This is a genomic window from Psychrobacter sp. UBA6739 (assembly GCF_002453835.1).
GTDB classification, from domain to species: Bacteria; Pseudomonadota; Gammaproteobacteria; order Pseudomonadales; family Moraxellaceae; genus Psychrobacter; species Psychrobacter immobilis_A.
This window is the reverse complement of record NZ_DKHR01000025.1, coordinates 18,358-37,765: the sequence shown is the minus strand read 5'-3', so window position 1 is coordinate 37,765 and position 19,408 is coordinate 18,358. Positions and strand designations below refer to the sequence as shown.

Sequence of the window (19,408 nt, the reverse complement as noted above, 5' to 3'; positions counted from 1 at the left end):
AAAAATATATGTTGTAACCGTATAGAGGATAAGCGGTTAGCAACAAGTTACGAACGGCATTTTCCTTGGAAGTTTGTGAATCAATATACGAATCATCTATTTTATAAAAAAATTTATTACGTGAAAGCGTTAACATTGTAGTTACAAAGTAATGATTTTCTGTATAAGAATCATAGGTTCACATAAAAAAAGCGCTCTACATATGATGTAAAACGCTTTTTGATAATGATTTCTTTATTTACAATTGTGGGTTGTCAGACATATGCTTTTCACGCAGTTTTTGACGTAATACTTTACCCACATTACTCTTTGGCAACTCACTGACAAATTCGATATGACGCGGGCATTTATAGCCAGTCATATTGTCCAATGCAAATTCTTTAATGACGTCCTTGGTGACATTGTTATCGGCAGGGACGATATAAATTTTGACTGCTTCACCTTGATGCTCATCGGGAATACCGATCACCGCACAATCAATAATACCATCACAATCTAGCATCACTGATTCAACCTCATTTGGAAAGACATTGAAGCCTGAAACCAAAATCATGTCTTTTTTACGGTCTAATAATCTAAAGTATCCTTTTTCATCCATGCTGACGATATCGCCAGTGCGAAAGTAGCCATCTGCCGTAAAGTCATCACTACTGTCTCTGTTAAGATAACCTGAGGTTACGTTAGGACCTTTTACACACATCTCACCAGCTTCGTTGACACCAACGCGATTGCCTTCATCATCGATGACAATGACATCGACACTAGGAACAGGGACGCCAATTGTACCGTTAAACTTGCGATCAGTGATGACGTTAGCGGTACCTACAGCGACACCTTCTGTCATACCCCAACCTTCAATCATGGCGCAACCAGTGACTTCCAACCAGCGAGCAGCTGTCTGCTCAGTTGCTGCCATACCACCTGCTTGTGAGATGCGTAATGAGCTAAAGTCTAACTCTTTAAAGTTTGGATGATCAAGTAAGCCTTTAAACAAGGTATTCACCGCTGGCAATATATGGAACGGCTGTTTTGACAGCGTTTTAATAAATCCTGGTATATCACGTGGATTAGGTATCAAGATAAAGGTGTAGCCTGAGCGCATGCCGAGTAAACTGAGCATAAAGGCGAAAATATGATAGAGCGGTAACGCCATCACCATATTGATATAGACCTCATTAATCTCTGACGTAATCGGTTTGGTCCATGCTTCTGATTGCATCGCCGCGGCGACGATATTACGCTGCGTTAAGATAGCCCCTTTAGATAGTCCTGTTGTGCCACCTGTATACTGTAAAAATGCTTTTTGATCTAATTGCATTTTGGGTTTGTGGAAGGGCAGGCTTTTGCCTTTCTTCAGTACATCAGGAAACTTGGTCACTTCGTGTTTAGGGTCATTTAACTTGTACTTAGGCACTAAGCGTTTGACCTGACGAATGATGGTATTCACTAAGATACCTTTTAAACCCATCATGTCGCCCATTTTCGAGAGGACAATACGCTTAATATTGGTCTCATCAATGACTTGTTCGAGCGCTTGAGCAAAGTTATCAACCACAAAAATAACCTGAGCGCCAGAATCATTTAATTGATGGCGTAATTCACGACCAGTATACAGTGGGTTAACTGGGGTACAAACGTAGCCCGCTCGCAAAATACCAATCATCGTTGGCAGATATTGGGGCACGTTTGGCATCATGAGTGCAACCACACTGCCTTGAGGCAGCCCCTGCGCCTGCAACCATGCAGCAACGGCAATCGAAGCTTTATCAACATCATCGTAGGTATGGGTCACGCCCATACAGATACTCATAGGGTGCAGACGAAAGCGCTCAAAGCATTCTTCGTACAGCTCCATGATGCTGCTATATCTATCGGGGTTGATAGTTTTTGGTACACCATTAGGATAATGGGCAAGCCAAGGTTTATTCGGCGTCATAGTCAGCGTCCTTGAAGTTTAAAATAGGGTGAATTCTGTCGTAAAGCAGTCATATCCGTGTCAATAAAACACATCAGCGCTGACGTAAACCGTTTGCCGCTGAGCGTGATAATATCCTTATCTATTGACTGGCTGCTAGGTTTTATTACTATAGTACAAAACGACTTAATCATTATTAAAGGATAATGAAGTCAATTGAACGAACAGATCGCTTAATCATAAGAGCATTTTTACTCTTAAATAAGCTCTACCTGTTATCTAACACTAAGGTATCAGAAAATAATGATACATTTAAGCAATACAGTAGCATGAATATCATCAAATACTATACTAGTATGAAATACTGAGCAGTGCATAAATAAAGCTGAAAAATATGATTTTTATGGAATTTCACGTGACTGGATAGTTGTGCTGTTTGTCACTTAAGATACGCTATTCGCCGCTTAAGTAAGTATAGAAATGGATGAGTGAAGCAAAAAAAATTATCATAGCCAACATCAATATATCAACTATAGATTTGTCAGCACTCCAACTGAATGCAGTTATGCTCAATTATTCAGGTAATATCAGTTGCTTGTTTTGATTAAAAAAGCGTCGATAAATGAGTAAAGCGCTGATTGTACAGCCGAGCGTACTGCTCACACATATCAAAAACATAGTGACTATCTGATAGCGAATCGCTTGAGTGGGGTCAGCGCCAGCCAATATTTGACCCGTCATCATTCCGGGCAAGCTAACGATACCGACGACTAGCATAGAGTTCAGCGTTGGAGTCATGCCATTGACAATGGCGGCGCGTATTGGTTCATGCACTGCTTCAAATGGGCGAGCAGATAGGCTGAGCATCATCTCTATACGTCCTTGCTGCTCATGAAAGGATTCAATCAACTGGTTGCTGGTCAATGAGATAGCGGTGAGCGAATTGCCCAATATTAGCCCCAATATAGGAATAACGAATTGTGGTGTGTACCAAGGCTGTACTTTTAAAATAACCATGATGGCTATCGCAGTGACTAATATAGCCGAAGCGCTTACCGCCAGCAAAGTGTCAGTTAACAAACCTTTATAGCTACGTTTGACGCGATTTTTGGCAGCAGCGCCTGCAATCAAGGTCATAATGGTCAAAATTAACAGGACTTCATACCACTGTTCACGAGCAAAAATCCATGCCAATATCAAACCGATAAAACTAAGCTGGAGCACCGTGCGGATAGCCGCGATTAACAGCGTTTTGGTCAGCTGTAAGCGTAGCCGCCAAGAGATAATAAGAACGATGATAATTAAGCTGCTGGCAAGGGCAATATCACTGTAAGTTAAAAATACTTGTATGTCATCTGTACCGCTCATAGTGGCTCATTATATAAACTGACGAATATAAGATAGACGTTAATGCGAATTTGTTAAGAAAAGTTATCTTAAAGAGTGACATGACAGGCTTAACTCAACGTTAGAATATCTCAGTTAATACCCCTGCTTGCATCTGCCAATGCTGATCGGCTAATGGCATGATGTCTTTTGTATCGTGAGTTACCCACAGTAATGTACGCTGACTATCTGCCTGTAACCAGTTCATGAGTAGATTGACGAGCTGGGCTGATGTGTCACTATCTAGGGCCGCAGTAGGCTCATCTAGTAACAACACCCGAGGGTTCAATTGTAAGAGGCGTAACGTGTTGACCAGTTGCCGCTCGCCGCCCGATAGATGATAGATTTCTTGCTGTAAAAAGTCAGCGCGGCGTTGCAATTGCTCAAGCTGTGCGATATGCCAGTCGATATCAAACCTGCGATGCTGATGCGCTTGTAGCTGATAAGGCATTTGCAAGTTCTCAAGCACACTGCCTTCTAATAATTGTGGGTGCTGGGCGAGTAGGGCAACGTGCGTGCGCCACTGTATCGGTGCAGTATCATGGATACTATAATAAGCACTACTGGTTGATTGGTCATCAGAGCGCAAACGAACATTGCCACCGCTCATGGGCAATAGTCCAGCCAATACCCGTAATAATACCGATTTACCACTGCCAGAAGCGCCTGTCAACACGGTTACTTGACCTGCTAACAGCTTGCCTGTGGCGCCATCGATTAATAATCGTTGACGATCAGGTATGATTGGCTGAGAGACAGTGTTTGCTCTTAGTTTGCTGATCCATCTTTGACAAATACTAGATAGCACAGATGTTGTGGCTTCTGTAGCTTCCATATTTTTGTTGTTAATATTGTCATCGCTAACCTTGCTATCATTATAGGCAGGTATGCTGGCTGTGCGTTTACTGTGCACCTGAATACTCTCGAATGTCAGTATCGGCTTAGTACTATGAAGATGCATAAGTCATTATCGCTAATTATTCAGCCACTAATTATTCAGCCACTAATTATTCAGCCACTAATTATTCAGCCACTAATTATTCAGCCACTAATTATCCAGCCACTAATTATCCAACTACTAATTATCCAACTACTAATTATCCAACTACTAATTATCCAACTACTAAGTATCTAACTACTAAGTATCTAACTACTAAGTATCTAACTACTTAGCATTCATCTGCTCGTGGATCGCTTGCTCAATGGCATCGCGTAAATTTTTTGGGACACGAATAGGGCGCATGGGCGTGGTGCTAGCAACCGCAGTATCGGCTTTATTATGGGATACAGGCTTGGTTTTGACTTGGTTTTGCACACAAGCAATGACGATTTTGCCACTACTTAATAAGCTGCTGCTAGCATTGGCATTGCTATTAGCATTATCGGGAGAAAGGCTGTTTGGGCTGTGACGATGAATGCTTTGGTAGAAGATAATGCTGGCAGGTTTTAACTCAACTTTATCGATACGCACATTGATGACTTCATCTAACAGAATGGCTTTTTTGTATTGCAAGTCTGCTTGACTCACAACAAAATGCTGGATTTCTCCATCGTCAGTCTGCAAAAAATACCCATTCAAATTCAGTTTCCCAAACCAATCACGGCGGCAGTTTTCAAAAAACACCAAATGATTGGCATGGTAGACTATACCGCCCGCATCAGTATGGTTAATATAGACATTATAATTTTTGGTAAACAATGGCGTATATTCGCCGTCTACACTTGCCACTGTATTTGTATTTTTGCTGTTATTTTTTATCATAAAGATGCTCGGTCATTGTTTTAATAAATATTGTTCGATGTTCATGATTCGATGGCCAAAATTTGATAGCAGCCATATTAACCACAACTACTCTAGCTTAAGATATCAGGGCGCGCAACAGTTAGGTCGGTCGACGTCTGTTATGATAGTGGATTATGCATTTTCATAGCCCATTTCTTTATATTAGCACCGTATTTTCATCAATTAGTATAGGATAATTTATGACCCGTTTTGTCAGTTTTAATATCAATGGTATTCGCGCTCGTCAACATCAGCTTGAGGCCGTGCGAGAAGTGATCGATCCTGATGTGATGGGTCTACAGGAAACCAAAGTACATGATGAGCAATTCCCCCTAGAAAACATAGAGAGTCTGGGCTATCACGTAGAGTACTTTGGACAAAAAGCCCATTATGGTGTGGCGCTGCTATCCAAGGTTGCACCTATATTTGTGCAAAAGGGTTTTCCTGGTGAAGATGACGAGGCGCAGAAGCGTTTTATCCATGCCCGCTATGAGTTTGACGGTCGTGAAATTGATGTGCTCAATGGTTATTTTCCACAAGGAGAGAGCCAAGACCATCCGACTAAATTCCCGATGAAGCGCGCTTATTATGCAGATTTGATGGCGTATATCGATACCCTAAAAGCAGAAGGTCGCTCGCTCATAATCATGGGTGATATGAATATTGCCCCAGAAGATACTGATATTGGCATTGGCGACGTCAATGCTAAGCGCTGGTTGAAAAATAGAAAGACCTCATTTTTACCAGAAGAACGCGAGTGGTATGCGGCGCTGATGTCACGCGAGCTGACAGATACCTATCGCTTACATTATCCAGAGAGCACAGAGCTATATAGCTGGTTTGATTATCGCAGCCGTGGGTTCAATGATGAGCCGAAACGTGGCTTGCGTATCGATCATATTTTGTGCAGCTCGGATCTTGTTGAGGCCTGTGTTGATGCTGGGATTAGTTATGAGCTACGGGCGATGGAAAAACCGTCTGATCATGCGCCAATTTGGTCGGCATTTGATTTAAAAAAAGGGTAATATTTATGTAGGTCGCGTTTGATACTTCACCAGCCGTAGCCTCATGGTTGAAGGCTCAACGCACCTCAGTGTTTATCGCATCATCCGTTATAAATAATGATAAAAATTTTACAATAAGGATTGAACCATGGCAGTCGGAAATGTTGCAGTACCTGATATTATTTATCCTATCGAAGGAATCAAGCTAAGCGCCACTGCCGCAGGCGTACGCTATAAAGACCGAGATGATTTAGTAGTGATTGAGATCGCTGATACCGCGACCACTGCGGTTGTGACCACCAAAAACACCTTTTGTGCTGCGCCTGTACGGGTGTTGCGTGAGAATTTTGCCAAGATGAGTCCGCGTTATTTGGTCACTAACACAGGTAATGCTAATGCTGGGACGGGTGCTGATGGCAAACGTCGAGCCGTTGATATCTGTGCCGCTCTGGCGAGTAAGGCTGGCGTGGATAGTAATGCAATATTGCCATTCTCGACTGGTGTCATTGGCGAGCCATTAAATAGCGATGCGGTCATCGCGGGCTTAGATAATGCACTTGCCAATTTGGGGGCTGACAATTGGCTTGCCGCGGCGAATGGTATTCGCACCACAGATACGATTCCGAAGCTCGCTAGCCAAAAAATTGACGTGGCGAGTATTAGCTATCATGTGACAGGTATGTCAAAAGGCTCAGGCATGATACGCCCTAACATGGCGACCATGTTGGGCTATGTGGCAACTGATGCCAATATCGCTGCTGACCTATTACAAGAGATGCTAAGTGCCATTAATGAGCAGTCTTTTAACCGCATCACTGTCGATGGCGACACTTCAACCAATGATTGCTGTGTGTTAATCGCCACGGGTGCTGCCAGCTCAGATATCATTGATAGTCCAGAACATCCGCATTATCAGGCTATATTTTCGGCTTTGACCGAGGTGTTTGTCCGTCTGGCGCAATTAATCGTACGTGATGGCGAGGGTGCTACCAAGTTTATGACCGTCAACGTCACTGGCGGCAAGACCACGCAAGAGTGCTGCGATGTGGCATATGCGGTCGCGCATTCACCTTTGGTCAAAACTGCGTTCTTCGCTAGCGATGCCAACTGGGGTCGTATCTTAGCGGCAGTGGGTTATGCGGGTATCGAAGACTTGGATACGGAACAAGTGGATGTCTATCTAGATGAGGTGATGATTTGCCAGAATGGTGGCGTCGCGCCTAGCTATACAGAAGAAGCGGGCAAAGCAGTCATGAGTCGCCCCGAGATTACCATTCATATTGACCTTGCTCGCGGCGATGCCAGTGACACCGTTTATACTTGTGATTTGTCCTATGACTACGTCAAAATTAATGCGGATTATCGCAGCTAAAAACTATTGATAATTATTAAAAACTAAAATCAATCATTTTTTTGGTCTAGTTATCATCAAGCCAGAGCATGTATTGCTCTGGCTTTTTATTGTGCAAATTAAGTACGTGTCAATAAGTATGTATCAATTTACCCTGTTATTTCATACGTTGCATTAACATCAGTTGCAAAAGCTGACGTTACTTTACAAAGCAGTTATAGAGCAGAAGACGAGTTGCGCTCTATACTGACCTTAGTAAACAAACAATAGACGACATTATTGAGACGTAATAGGTTTATTCGGTAAAGCTAAATCAGGTGAATACTCTTGCTTGGCTCCATATCGACAGTAGCATTACACCCATCGAAAAAATTGACTGATATTTTTAAAATATATTTACCAGTATGATGTGTCCAAAACAATAATCTCAAACCATCAATAATGCATTTATAACAACTAACTGAGGATTTAATAATGAAAAAATTAGTACTTGCAGCAGTAATGACCGCCTTTGCCTTGTCAGGTTGTTCTACCATGGGTATGGATAACGAACGTACTATGGTTGTCGATGGGCAACCTATGAATGTTAAAGTGGTTAACATTCCAAGTTTTGAGATAGAAGTAGCACCACTGAAAGCCGTCTGTGAGCTGTCAACAGCTGAGGGTACTAAGGTTGAAGCAGAATGCCTACAGTATCGCCAGACTTATCAGAAAAACTACACGCCTTTAAACGGCAATATTCAGGGCTTCACTTATGAGCCAAACTATCGTTATATTCTAGATGTTCGCCAAGAAGTCATGATGGATGAAAATACTAACATGGCTAAGCCTGTTTGGATTCTAAACGAAGTGGTTTCAAAAACAGCTGAGTAATTAATCATTGAGTATGTCTAGTTAACGAGCATATTTAACCAAAATAAAAAAGACCTCTAATTCTTCATTAGGGGTCTTTTTTTATTTCAGCAAATACTTGGGAATGTGATGTCAGGACAGGCTATATTAAACAATCGTTATGTTAGCACTGACTGTATTTTACACTGACGCCATGAGTGGCAGTAGGGATACGATTGTCTGCATAAACGGCAAGACCGCCTCGTGAGGTTTCTTTGTATTTATCTAGCATATCCGCACCAGTGACTTTCATGGTTTCAATCACTTTATCTAAAGAGACAAAGTGCTGTCCATTACCGCGGCAAGCAAGTCGTGCCGCATTGACAGCTTTGACGGCGCCCATGGCATTGCGCTCGATACAAGGCACTTGCACTAGACCGCCTACAGGGTCGCATGTTAGACCTAAGTTATGCTCAATACCAATTTCGGCCGCATTAAGGCATTTAGCTGGATCACCGCCCAAGATTTCTGCCAATGCAGAAGCTGCCATGGCACAAGCAGAACCCACTTCACCTTGGCAACCAACTTCAGCGCCAGAGATGGAGGCATTTTGTTTGATTAAACTGCCAATAGCAGTCGCATTTAACAAAAACTTGCGTGCACCATCTTGGCTATAGCTTGATAAAAAGTCACGATAGTAATGCATCACCGCAGGAATAATACCTGCTGCACCGTTGGTGGGGGCAGTGACGACATTTCCGCCATTGGCATTTTCTTCATTGACCGCTAAGGCATATAAATCAATCCAATCCATGGCAGCGAGTTTGTCATTTTTGGTAATGGGTTGGTTCTTCTCGGCGCACAGCTGTAGATGTAATGCTTGGGCACGGCGTTTTACATCCAAGCCTCCAGGCAATATGCCACTGTTTTGACAGCCTCGCGTCACGCAGTCCTGCATTGACTCCCAAATAGAGTCTAAGTAAGCAAAAACTTCTGATTGATTGCGGTAATGACATTCATTTGCCAATACCAATTCACTCACGCTCAAGTGGTGTTGACGACATTGCTCCAGCAATTCTGCGGCGCTGTTAAAGGGGTAAGGAATGGCATCAATGGTCGGCGTGGCGTTATCTTCATCCGGATTGGTGGCATCTTCTTCATTGATAACAAAGCCGCCACCTACCGAATAATAGGTTTGTTGATAATGACTGCCGTCGGTCAATAATGCACGGATAGTCAAGGCATTAGGATGGTAGGGCAAAACGGTTTCGTCATACCAATGAATATCGCGCTCTGTCTCAAAGGCAATAACATGCGTGCCTGCTATATTGAGCTGTTTGTCTGAAAAAATCGGTGACAAATATTGACTGGTCAAACGGGTATCGATCGTACTAGGAGCATGCCCAAGCAGCCCTAACAATATAGCAGTATCGGTTGCATGCCCTTTGCCTGTGGCTGCCAAAGAGCCATAAAGCTCAATTTCAACGCCTGTAATAGCCGTCAGCTCTGTTTGCTTGGTTAATGAGCCCAAAAAAAGATTGGCGGCGACCATGGGTCCTACCGTGTGTGAGCTTGATGGGCCAATACCGATTTTAAATAAATCAAAAACACTAATCATAATAACTTACCAAGTTTTTTAAGTGCACTAACATGTTGTATAGCTGCTTTAGGCACTTTCATTGAGAATATAACAGGCAGCTCTCGCTTATAGCACCGACAAAGGTGTAGAGGAAGCACCGCCCATGGAAGTATTAACGCAAAAGAGGAAAAATGGTGATTGAATAATAACTTTTATTTGTTTTGAAACTCCGCTATCATGCTCGGAGCTAATGGCTATGTAACATCCTGTAAGTTGATTGTCGCTGCAGAGTACACTGAGTCATAAGCGACCATAACCATTTTTTAGTTAAACATATCCGACCACATACATCTACCAAAACATGGTCATCATACCAAATAATACTTTTGGTTTGCCATATTGCAACATAAATGAATGAGTCAGGGCGACATATTATAAATGAAAAGATGCGGATTTTACTCGTTATCGTAATTTCTAGCCACATATTCTTGCCGATTGATGCTCTGATTTAACGCAATTTTTATTTTTCATTTACTGTTGTCTATTATTTTAGCCCAGTTTACATAGGACAAGCGTGTATGCCATCTCAAAAAGACCCTTCCTCGCCTTTAGAAAACAGCGCTCAAGCACCATCTGCTGAACCTGGATTAGAGGCTGCGGCGATCAGTCCTCCGTACAATCCAGACTTTGAAAATGGACGCTGGTTTCCGACATGGCGTCCGTATCAAGGCGATTTAGATCGTGATCCGGTCGTTATCAATGAATATTTGCCACCGTCAAAAAGCGTGCTATTAGGTGTACAGCATACTTTTGCGATGTTTGGTGCGACCGTGCTTGCGCCGCTGTTAATGGGCTTTGATCCCAACTTAGCCATTTTGATGTCAGGTATCTGTACGGTGATGTTTTTTCTGATCACTGGTGGGCGTATGCCGAGCTATTTGGGCTCAAGTTTTGCTTTCATTGGTCCCGTTATCGCTGTGACAGCTTATGCAGGCGCAGGGTTCAATGGTAATTTGAATGTCGCTTTGGGCGGCATCATGGCTTGCGGTATCATTTATGCGTTAATTGGGCTGCTGGTGATGAAAACGGGTACTGGCTGGATTGAGCGTTTGATGCCGCCTATCGTTACTGGTGCTATTGTGATGATTATTGGTCTTAATTTAGCGCCAGTGACCATTCAAGGGGTGTCTGCCAATCAGTTTGATGCTTGGATGGCTACCTTGACCGTATTACTCATCAGTGGTGTGGCTGTCTTTACACGTGGTATGCTGCGTCGTCTGTTATTACTGGTTGGTTTAATATTATCCTATTTTGCCTATTTTATCATGACCAACGTCATGGGTTTTGGCGCAGCGATTGACTTTAGTGGTGTGGCAGCTGCTTCGTGGTTTGGCTTACCTAGTATCCATACGCCTCGCTTTGAGATGAGTGCTATTATTCTGATTGCGCCTGTAGCCTTTATTTTAGTGGCTGAAAACTTAGGGCATTTTAAGGCTGTCGAAGGTATGACCAAAGCTCGTGTAACGCCTTATATGGGTCGAGCATTTTTTGCTGATGGTTTGGCAACCACTTTTTCGGCAGGATTTGGCGGTACTGGTGTGACGACTTATGCTGAAAACATAGGTGTGATGGCGGTGACTAAGGTATATAGCACAACAATATTTGTCGTGGCAGGCGTGGTAGCTATTTTATTGGGGCTATCACCAAAATTTGGTGCCATCATTCAGACGATACCAGCCGCTTTATTGGGCGGTGCGTCCATTGTGGTGTTCGGTTTGATTGCTATTGCAGGCGTCAAAATTTGGATAGACAGTCGTATCGACTTTAGCAAAAACAGTAACCTAATTATCGCGGCTGTGACCGTTATTATGGGTACCGGTAACTTTAGTTTGCATTTAGGCGGCTTTGATTTGGGCGGTATCGGTACGGCGACTTTAGCAGCGATTGTCTTAAATGCGTTATTTAACCAAGGATCTGAAGCGAAAGCCGCTCATCAATCATCGGCTAAGTAATCAGCTTTTATGATGCTTAGGTTTTAAACCTATCAGTTAATGACGGTAACAGCGTATATCACTCCATAAAAAGCGCCCATGCTNNAGCATGGGCGCTTTTTATGGAGTGGCAACAAGTGCATGATAAAAATGCAGAATAAAAGCTACTTGTAGTCTCGCTTGTAAAATTTTGAGAAAAACCGATAACGTCGTAGGGCGCGCGGCTTAGGTTTCAGTGAACCCAAATAGATTGCAAACATAGTCAGCAGAGCACCGCTCCACTGTAAGCTATTAATCGGTTTGTCCAGCCAGCTATAATCAATGACCAATGCAGCAATGGGTTCTGATAATAATAATAACCCAGTTAACGCCAAAGACAGCTTAGGAATGGAATAGGCAATTAGTCCCCATGCCAAGCATTGCATCACTGTGCCGTAGATAAGCACCCAGCCAATTTCAGACCAAGTATTTGGCAAAATATGACCCATATCAAACACAAACATAGGAATAATCATCGCCAACACACCACCGATACTAATCAGCTGCATCAGCATAAATATGGGTGTGGGTTCAGTATCATGGGTCTTACGGATAAAAGTCATCGATGCCGCTAGCATTGCCCCTGAGACGATACCAGTGATGAACCCCCAAGTGGCAGCGCTGTTATGCGCAAACTCAGGACTGCCTATCATGGCCACACCAAACATGGCTAAAAACAAACTGATAAGCTGCAATATAGATTGGCGTTCGTTAAAATATAAAAACCCAATGGCGGCTAAAAAGAAAATCTGTAGGCTATTCAGTAAAGTCGAGATGCCAGGGCCGACCGCATAAATACTCTCGTGCCAGAGCGCCAGATCTAAGCCTAAAAAGACACCTGATAATAAACCATAAAAAATAGCGCGCCTTGAGCGGGGTAGACGCTGTCCCATGATTTTGGCCAATACAGCGAATACGACACCTGAAATAGCCAAGCGCCAAAATGCCATTGCCCAACCGCCAATATCAACGTGAGCGACAATCAAACTACCCAGACCAAAGATAATACAACCAATGACCAACCCAGTAGAGGCAGAGCGTGAAGAAGCAATCGCCATATAATGTCCTTATATCCATATTATTATTTTATCTTACTGTATCAACGATGACGCCAATGAATACTGACGCTAACACAAGCCGTATTGTCTAGGTTTTGACGCTAAAATGAAATGGTCAAACCATCATTTATGCTTATTGTTTGATTTATTATTGCTGTATCAGGTTTTATCGCGTTATAAATTAGGGATAAAGTCAATGACGCCCTTGAGCTTCGCTCACATAAGAGAACCTCTATAACAATGCGAATATATGGTGGAGACACTCTTACAGGAACGATGTTGGCGTGGATATCACTATTTGTTAATCTAGTGGTTTATAATCTCTGTAGTGGCACAATAAAAAGAGGATAGTTTCTTATTAGTCTTTACCTCAAGTACTTCAATACCATTAGCCTAGGTTCATCTATGTTGCGACGTTCATTATCCCTACAACAACGACCATTGATATCTGGTTTTGCTATCGCCATCTTTGCTAGTACGCTATTTATGGCGCCAAGCGTACAAGCGGCCAGTTGCAAAATTCCAAAAAGTTATTATAAAAACGTGGCTTGTACGGCAAATAGCGGCTATTTTTTGGCGACAAAAGATTTCGGCGCGCCTGTTGCTCTGATTAATAGTAAGGGCAAAAGCGTCGTTGATTTATCACGTTATCAAAAAGTCGATGCCAGTAAGATATCGGCAGGTTTACTGCCTGTACTGCGCAATGGTCATGTCGGTTATCTTAATATGCAAGGTCGTGAAGTAGTGCCTGCGATGTATGATGTGCTTAAAGAAGGACAAGGTTGGGCGCGTCCCGTCTCTAACGGGCGTATCGTGGTAAAGCAGGATGGTAAATATGGGGTCATTACTACTAGTAATAAAACCATCGTGCCGTTTTCGTCCGCGATTAGTGACATTGATGATTACCAAAATGGTGTCGCCCGTGTACGTAAAAATCAAGCAATCAGTTGGATTGATGAAAACGGTAAAACGACCAGTGACCCAAATGGTAGTAACAACGAGCAATCCACGACGCCACGAGCACCTGCCAGCGCTAATGGCAATGCATCCTCATCCAACCAGAAACTTCCCAATCGCTTTACGATGCTACAACCGCGTCAGCAAGATGGCAAATGGGGGTTCATCGATGACAATAATGTGACCATGATTACTTATTCTTTTGATGAAGTACGTCCCTTTGCCGAAGGCTTGGCTGGCGTGCGCATCGATGAGAACTGGGGCTTTGTTAATCTTGGTGGCGAGTTGGTGATTCCTTTTCGCTTTGCCAATAGCGGTGTGTCAGCTGGTGATCTTTATCAAGGCAAACCCGCCTTTACCTTTACTGGTAGTAAAGCGTGGATTGGCAATCTAAAAAACGGCAATAAAATGTGTATCGATAAAGAGGGCACAGGAGTGGGTTGTGATTAAGCGGCGAGTCAAAATCTAAAGACTTACTTGATCTAATGACCTAGGTAAAATATCCAGCATAAAAAAGAGCGTAAACCCTATGAATCAATAGTAGGATTTACGCTCTTTTTTATTACGGATTTTATGATGAGTAAATAGCTATTTTTCTAATAAATGATTGCTGATTAAATCAACCATATAAGGTTGATAGTATTCAGGAATATCATGTGCCATGCCTTCGATTAAATGAAATTTAGCATTCGGAATGGTCTTGGCAACCACGCGACCTTGTGAGGCGGGCAGTAGTCCATCTGCGCTACCATGCAGTACGATAGTCGGTGCTTTGACTTGCTTGCTAAACCGGCTGATAGAGCCTGACGCCAAGATAGCATTGAGCTGTTGTACCGTGCCGAGCGGATGAAAGTTGCGCTGATAACGCAATTTGGCAATTTCACGCACCATCCGTACGTTGACATGCCCAGGCGTACCGACTGTCTTCATAAACCACACGCTATGGCGCACGATATCGCGCTCAGAATGACTTTCAGGGCGGTTGATCAGGGTATATAGCTGCTTAGGTTTTGGTGGTTTTAAAAATGCACGGTTGGTCGTGGTAAACATCAACGCCATACGCTGCACTAAACTTGGATAACGTGCCGCTACGATTTGCGCAATCATGCCGCCCATCGAAGCGCCAATCAGATGGGTTTTGCCCAACTGCAATGCCTTAATCAAACGAACAGTATCTTCTGCCATATCCGTTAAATTATAAGCAACTTGCGTACCTTTATTGGACAACCCGGTTTGCAGGCGCATCATCATTTTTAGCTGACTGATACGCGGTAGTCCATCAATCTGCACTTTAGAAGACAGACCAATATCACGATTATCAAAACGAATGACAAAAAAACCGGCGTCAATAAGGCGCTTGATAAAATTATCTGGCCAAAATATCATCTGTGAGCCAAGTCCCATAATCATGAGCAGTGGTGGATTATTAGGATTGCCACCTGCCTCAACACACAGCTCAATGCCATCGCCGATATCAATCATTGATTGATACAGATGCTTGCTAAGGTCAGAGTCTCGCCATTGGTGCGCGCCAAACTTTTGCCACTCAGGAGTAGGGTAGCCACCTAAGTCTTCTGGTAGGGTTGCCGATGGTTTGATGTCATTCGATGTTGTCATGAAGTGTCCTAATTAGAGGGTCGTCTATTACAGCTCAAGCATCTCAAAATCAAGCTTGCCCACACCGCACTCTGGGCAGGTCCAATCATCAGGGATATCATCCCATTTGGTGCCTGGGGCAATCCCTTCTTCGGGACAGCCGAGTGCTTCATCATATATCCAGCCGCAGACGATACATTCATAACGTTTCATAAATAGTCCTATCGAGCATTATCAGTGTTTATAATCCGTGTTACAGGGTGTTTTTGACGTTCATATTTACAATCACAGCTGTTAGATGAGACTGTAAAAGCGCACATAGTTTAGCATATAACCGTGATTTTCGTCGTTAAGTTTACACTTGTATATTGAGATTGATTGGTTTTTATCAAGGGGTTTAGGTCTTCTGTCTGTCAGTAAGCACCTGTACGCTTATGTGCTCAACTGCGATATTTCTATCAATTATGTTATAATAAGCGCCGCTAAATTCACAGTATTAGCCATCATTTATCGTTGATATATTATTATCTAAATTACATTATCTAAGTCATATAAGCTAAGGGTTACCATGAGCATTAATGCTGCCGCTACATCTAAAAATGTCGAAAATGAGTCGTCTAATAAGCTCAATACGGATCATCCCTTTTGGCAAGTGATTCGCACAGTACCAGACTTCCCGAAAGTCGGCATTGATTTTTATGATATTACGCCGTTACTGCGCAGTCATATTAATGAGGTGATAGATGCATTGCTCGCTGCACTGCCTGAAGGCGTGATGGACGAGGTAGATTGTTTGGGCGCAGTCGAGGCGCGTGGTTTTGTCTTTGCAAGTTTGCTCGCAGGTCGATTGGGCAAAGGGATGATTTTGCTACGTAAACCCGGTAAGCTGCCACCGCCCGTTGCCAATAAAGCGTATGCTCTAGAATATGGTAAAGACACGCTTGAGATGCAAAACAATCTACCGCCTGAGCGCGTGCTATTGGTCGATGATATTTTAGCCACAGGCGGTACTTTAACCACCGCTTATGAGTTGTGTAAATCGGCAGACCATACCGTGGTGGGGGCGTTAGTATTGCTAGGTTTGGTTGATTTGCATGGCGAATTTCCAGTGCCTGTCTATACGGTTTTAAAGGCTTGAAACTGGCAACGCTTAGTGAATAGCGTGAAATGAAGCAATCAAAAAAGCGCGCTGAATGAGTTTAGCGCGCTTTTTTGATTGCCTATATTTGCTTTGTCTTAACGTACGTTACTTGTCTTGCTGGTAAGGTAAGTTTTACACGCCTGTTCTATTAGCATGCGACTAATCGTTTTTGGCTTGGTTATCTTAAAGTCTTTGGTGGTTAATATGGGTTTTTCTGATTGCCAAGATTCTAATACCTTGTTATTGGCATCATAGTTAACGTAAGCGCGTCTATAGTAACTGGCGTCTTTGCAAGAGATGAGCAATTGCTGATCGCTATGATGAATCGCTTTTTCTTTACCTTCCGTATCTACTTTTGTTTCATCTTTTTGTGCAGGGTATGTTCTGCGGATAGATACGGTGATGTTTTCGACACTTTTTTCGTCTATGATATTGATGTCGGAGCTTTCAATAGAGTCCAAGTCTAAGCTAAAAATTGATCCAGTAGGACTTTCTGATATTTTTGACCAGTTCACTGCATGCGTGCTGACTGCTAGAACACCACCCACTAATAACACTGATAGCCGTTTCATAATCAAGCCTTGCTTCTTGTTGTGAGAAGTGAGCCATGATAGCCAACTTACTATTAGCAGGCAAATTTCTTTTATAACCTGCGACTGAGGTTTGTAAAGTGCTGATCATATTCATCACCATTTATAACGCTCGACGCTCATATCAATGACGCATCGCTGCTAACATCTGAGCAAGCTCATCACGAGCACCAATAAAGCCATCGATACCTTTTGGTAATAAATCTTGTGTAACCGTGTCTTGCTGATAGGCGCTACTATATTCCTCTCGCGTTAGACTCACGCGTTTCATGTCGGCTACATCTAATGACATGCTAGGTGACAGTTGCTGTATCACCTCAGTATCCATCGCTGCCAGCGCGTCGATAAGGTCAGGCGCAATGGTCAATAGATCACACCCTGCTAGCGCCAATATCTGTTCAGTCGAGCGAAAGCTTGCGCCCATCACTTGCGTATTATAGTTATGCTGCTTGTAGTATTGATAAATGCGCTTTACAGACTGCACGCCCATATCATCAGAAGCGGGCACGTTTTGACGATTTTGTTGGCGTTTTTGCCAGTCTAAAATACGACCAACGAAAGGCGATATCAAGGTCACGCCTGCATCCGCACAGGCAATTGCCTGATGCTGTCCAAATAACAACGTTAAATTGCAGTGAATATTTTGAGTTTCAAGATAGCGTGCTGCCTCAATACCTTGCCATGTCGCGGCCATCTTAATTAATACGCGATCTGAGTTAACCCCTGCTTTTTGGTAAGCTTCCATAAATGCTAAGGCTTTATCAATCGTCGCCTGAGTGTCATAAGACAAACGAGCATCCACTTCGGTAGAGACGCGGCCTTGGATAAGCTCTAAAATATCACAGCCAACCTGAATGGTCAGCGCGTCAATCACTGCATCTATATTGCCATTATGACGACTCATGGTTTCTGACAGCATGCCTTGGTTGTCAGGATGGAGGAGTGCTTTGGTAATGAGGCTTGGATTGGTGGTCGCATCGATAGGTTTTAAGCGCGCAATGGCGGCAAGGTCACCAGTATCAGCGACAATGGTGGTCATGGTACGAAGCTGTTGTAATGCGCTCATCAGATATCCTTTTTGATCAAAAACAGATTGTGTTCAGTTACGTGGTAATTTTCTACTTTATAGTGCTATTTGCTATGAGTTTTAGACTGTAACATAGTTTTGAGTGGATGTTCCCCCCATAGTTTTGCCGTACATCGCTGCCATATTGCCTCTGTTTGCCAATATTGACGAATTTACGCGCATTTACACATGGGCACTGTCGATAGTTTTTGTTATAGTAGAGCGGGTCAGCGATCTGGCTGCTACATTTGCATGTTGGTGTATGACTAACATGCGGCAATAGTAGACGACAACGCTAGCAGTGCAGGGTGTTTTTGAGAGGCTGCTTGCTATCAAAACCGCGAAAGAGGACACCACCCGACATTAGGGTGGAGGTGAATTTCGCATATCCTGATTTTTGACACAGATACCTTATTAAAATCACATCAAAGCCACTGATATATTGATACAATAATTAAGTATTGTAATATTTCCAACTCACCAAGAGTATTTCATGAAAATCAACAAAGCGTATAAATTTAGGCTTGAGCCTAATGCGGAGCAGGAGATTATTTTAAATAATCTTGTCGGCTCTGCACGTTTTGTTTGGAATCAAATGCTAGCGATCTCATTTGAGATGTTTGCTAAAGATGAGTTTATTAATGCCACCAATCTGGTTAATAAAATTATAGATTTAAAAAGTAATCCTGATTTTAACTTCCTAAAAAGCAGCTCAAACGCTGTGTCTTTACAACAAAAAGTACGTGATCTCGCCTCTGCTTGGTCGCGTTTTTTTGATCCTAAAGTACATGCCAGGTTAAAAGAAAATAAAAAGAAACCCCGTAAACCTAAGTTCTTTAAATTGGCTGATGGCACAGAAATTCAACGACGACCATTGATGCCACAATTTAAGCGCAAATCCGATGGGCGCGACTCAATTCGCTTGGTTCAGTTTGATAAATACTGTCGCATAGAGGGCAATCGAGTCAAACTACCTAATGGCGTGGGCTTGGTGAAGTTTAGGAAATCACAAGACATTATTGGCACAATTAAAAATGTCACCATCAGCAAGAAATCAGGGCACTGGTACGTGTCTTTTGGTACGGAGCGAGAACTGGATCAAAACCCAATTCACCCCTCTA

Annotated in this window: 17 protein-coding genes; 7 read left to right on the top strand and 10 right to left on the bottom strand. The window is 42.9% G+C overall.

Annotated features, from left to right (window positions below; genetic code table 11):
- Positions 1-238: 238 nt before the first annotated feature.
- From B2575_RS06335 to B2575_RS06320, 4 genes are all read right to left on the bottom strand, one after another.
- Positions 239-1,936 carry an AMP-binding protein gene (locus B2575_RS06335; protein ID WP_296240608.1) on the bottom strand — a complete coding sequence of 566 codons (1,698 nt, stop codon included), beginning with the start codon at positions 1,934-1,936 and terminating at the stop codon, positions 239-241.
- A gap of 552 nt (positions 1,937-2,488) precedes the next feature.
- The gene (locus tag B2575_RS06330) at positions 2,489-3,283 is read right to left on the bottom strand and encodes an ABC transporter permease (protein WP_296240606.1); all 795 of its coding nucleotides are present in this window, start codon (positions 3,281-3,283) and stop codon (positions 2,489-2,491) included.
- Positions 3,284-3,383: 100 nt separating this feature from the next.
- A complete protein-coding gene (locus B2575_RS06325; protein WP_198330867.1) occupies positions 3,384-4,262 on the bottom strand; it encodes an ABC transporter ATP-binding protein in 879 nt (292 codons plus the stop codon).
- Between the two features lie 204 nt (positions 4,263-4,466).
- A complete protein-coding gene (locus B2575_RS06320; protein WP_198330866.1) occupies positions 4,467-5,063 on the bottom strand; it encodes an acyl-CoA thioesterase in 597 nt (198 codons plus the stop codon).
- Positions 5,064-5,284: 221 nt separating this feature from the next.
- Here B2575_RS06320 and xthA point away from each other — a divergent pair, with 221 nt between their 5' ends.
- The 3 genes from xthA (at position 5,285) to B2575_RS06305 (ending at position 8,312) form a co-directional block, all read left to right on the top strand.
- Positions 5,285-6,109 carry an exodeoxyribonuclease III gene (gene xthA / locus B2575_RS06315; RefSeq protein ID WP_198330865.1) on the top strand — a complete coding sequence of 275 codons (825 nt, stop codon included), beginning with the start codon at positions 5,285-5,287 and terminating at the stop codon, positions 6,107-6,109.
- Positions 6,110-6,236: 127 nt separating this feature from the next.
- Positions 6,237-7,460, top strand: a complete 1,224-nt coding sequence (argJ, locus tag B2575_RS06310; RefSeq protein WP_198330864.1) for a bifunctional glutamate N-acetyltransferase/amino-acid acetyltransferase ArgJ — start codon at positions 6,237-6,239, stop codon at positions 7,458-7,460.
- 453 nt (positions 7,461-7,913) lie between these two features.
- Entirely contained in the window at positions 7,914-8,312 is a 399-nt protein-coding gene (locus B2575_RS06305; protein WP_087815288.1) for a DUF4377 domain-containing protein, read from the top strand.
- A gap of 142 nt (positions 8,313-8,454) precedes the next feature.
- Here the strand turns inward: B2575_RS06305 and B2575_RS06300 are convergent, their stop codons facing one another.
- A complete protein-coding gene (locus tag B2575_RS06300) occupies positions 8,455-9,888 on the bottom strand; it encodes an L-serine ammonia-lyase (RefSeq protein ID WP_087815291.1) in 1,434 nt (477 codons plus the stop codon).
- A 539-nt stretch (positions 9,889-10,427) separates the two neighbouring features.
- Between B2575_RS06300 and B2575_RS06295 the strand changes: the two genes are divergently transcribed.
- The gene (locus B2575_RS06295) at positions 10,428-11,861 is read left to right on the top strand and encodes a solute carrier family 23 protein (protein WP_198330863.1); all 1,434 of its coding nucleotides are present in this window, start codon (positions 10,428-10,430) and stop codon (positions 11,859-11,861) included.
- Positions 11,862-12,004: 143 nt separating this feature from the next.
- Here the strand turns inward: B2575_RS06295 and B2575_RS06290 are convergent, their stop codons facing one another.
- A complete protein-coding gene (locus B2575_RS06290) occupies positions 12,005-12,937 on the bottom strand; it encodes a DMT family transporter (RefSeq protein ID WP_055124111.1) in 933 nt (310 codons plus the stop codon).
- Between the two features lie 405 nt (positions 12,938-13,342).
- Here B2575_RS06290 and B2575_RS06285 point away from each other — a divergent pair, with 405 nt between their 5' ends.
- Positions 13,343-14,344 (top strand): WG repeat-containing protein, encoded by a 1,002-nt coding sequence (locus B2575_RS06285; protein ID WP_198330862.1) that lies wholly within the window; start codon positions 13,343-13,345, stop codon positions 14,342-14,344.
- A 138-nt stretch (positions 14,345-14,482) separates the two neighbouring features.
- Here the strand turns inward: B2575_RS06285 and B2575_RS06280 are convergent, their stop codons facing one another.
- Both B2575_RS06280 and B2575_RS06275 read right to left on the bottom strand, forming a co-directional pair.
- Positions 14,483-15,511: an alpha/beta fold hydrolase gene (locus tag B2575_RS06280; protein ID WP_198330861.1), complete on the bottom strand. Its 1,029-nt coding sequence runs from the start codon at positions 15,509-15,511 to the stop codon at positions 14,483-14,485.
- 27 nt (positions 15,512-15,538) lie between these two features.
- On the bottom strand, positions 15,539-15,703 hold the full coding sequence (locus B2575_RS06275; RefSeq protein WP_011280463.1) for a rubredoxin: 165 nt from the start codon (positions 15,701-15,703) through the stop codon (positions 15,539-15,541).
- Between the two features lie 355 nt (positions 15,704-16,058).
- Here B2575_RS06275 and B2575_RS06270 point away from each other — a divergent pair, with 355 nt between their 5' ends.
- Entirely contained in the window at positions 16,059-16,628 is a 570-nt protein-coding gene (locus B2575_RS06270; RefSeq protein ID WP_198330860.1) for an adenine phosphoribosyltransferase, read from the top strand.
- A 98-nt stretch (positions 16,629-16,726) separates the two neighbouring features.
- On the opposite strand, the gene B2575_RS06265 is transcribed toward B2575_RS06270, so the two are convergent.
- A complete protein-coding gene (locus B2575_RS06265) occupies positions 16,727-17,203 on the bottom strand; it encodes a hypothetical protein (protein WP_198330859.1) in 477 nt (158 codons plus the stop codon).
- A gap of 142 nt (positions 17,204-17,345) precedes the next feature.
- A complete protein-coding gene (locus B2575_RS06260; RefSeq protein WP_045448278.1) occupies positions 17,346-18,287 on the bottom strand; it encodes a transaldolase in 942 nt (313 codons plus the stop codon).
- A gap of 493 nt (positions 18,288-18,780) precedes the next feature.
- Between B2575_RS06260 and B2575_RS06255 the strand changes: the two genes are divergently transcribed.
- Positions 18,781-19,408 (top strand): RNA-guided endonuclease InsQ/TnpB family protein (locus B2575_RS06255; RefSeq protein WP_296240589.1); only part of this gene is annotated, 628 nt, incomplete at its 3' end.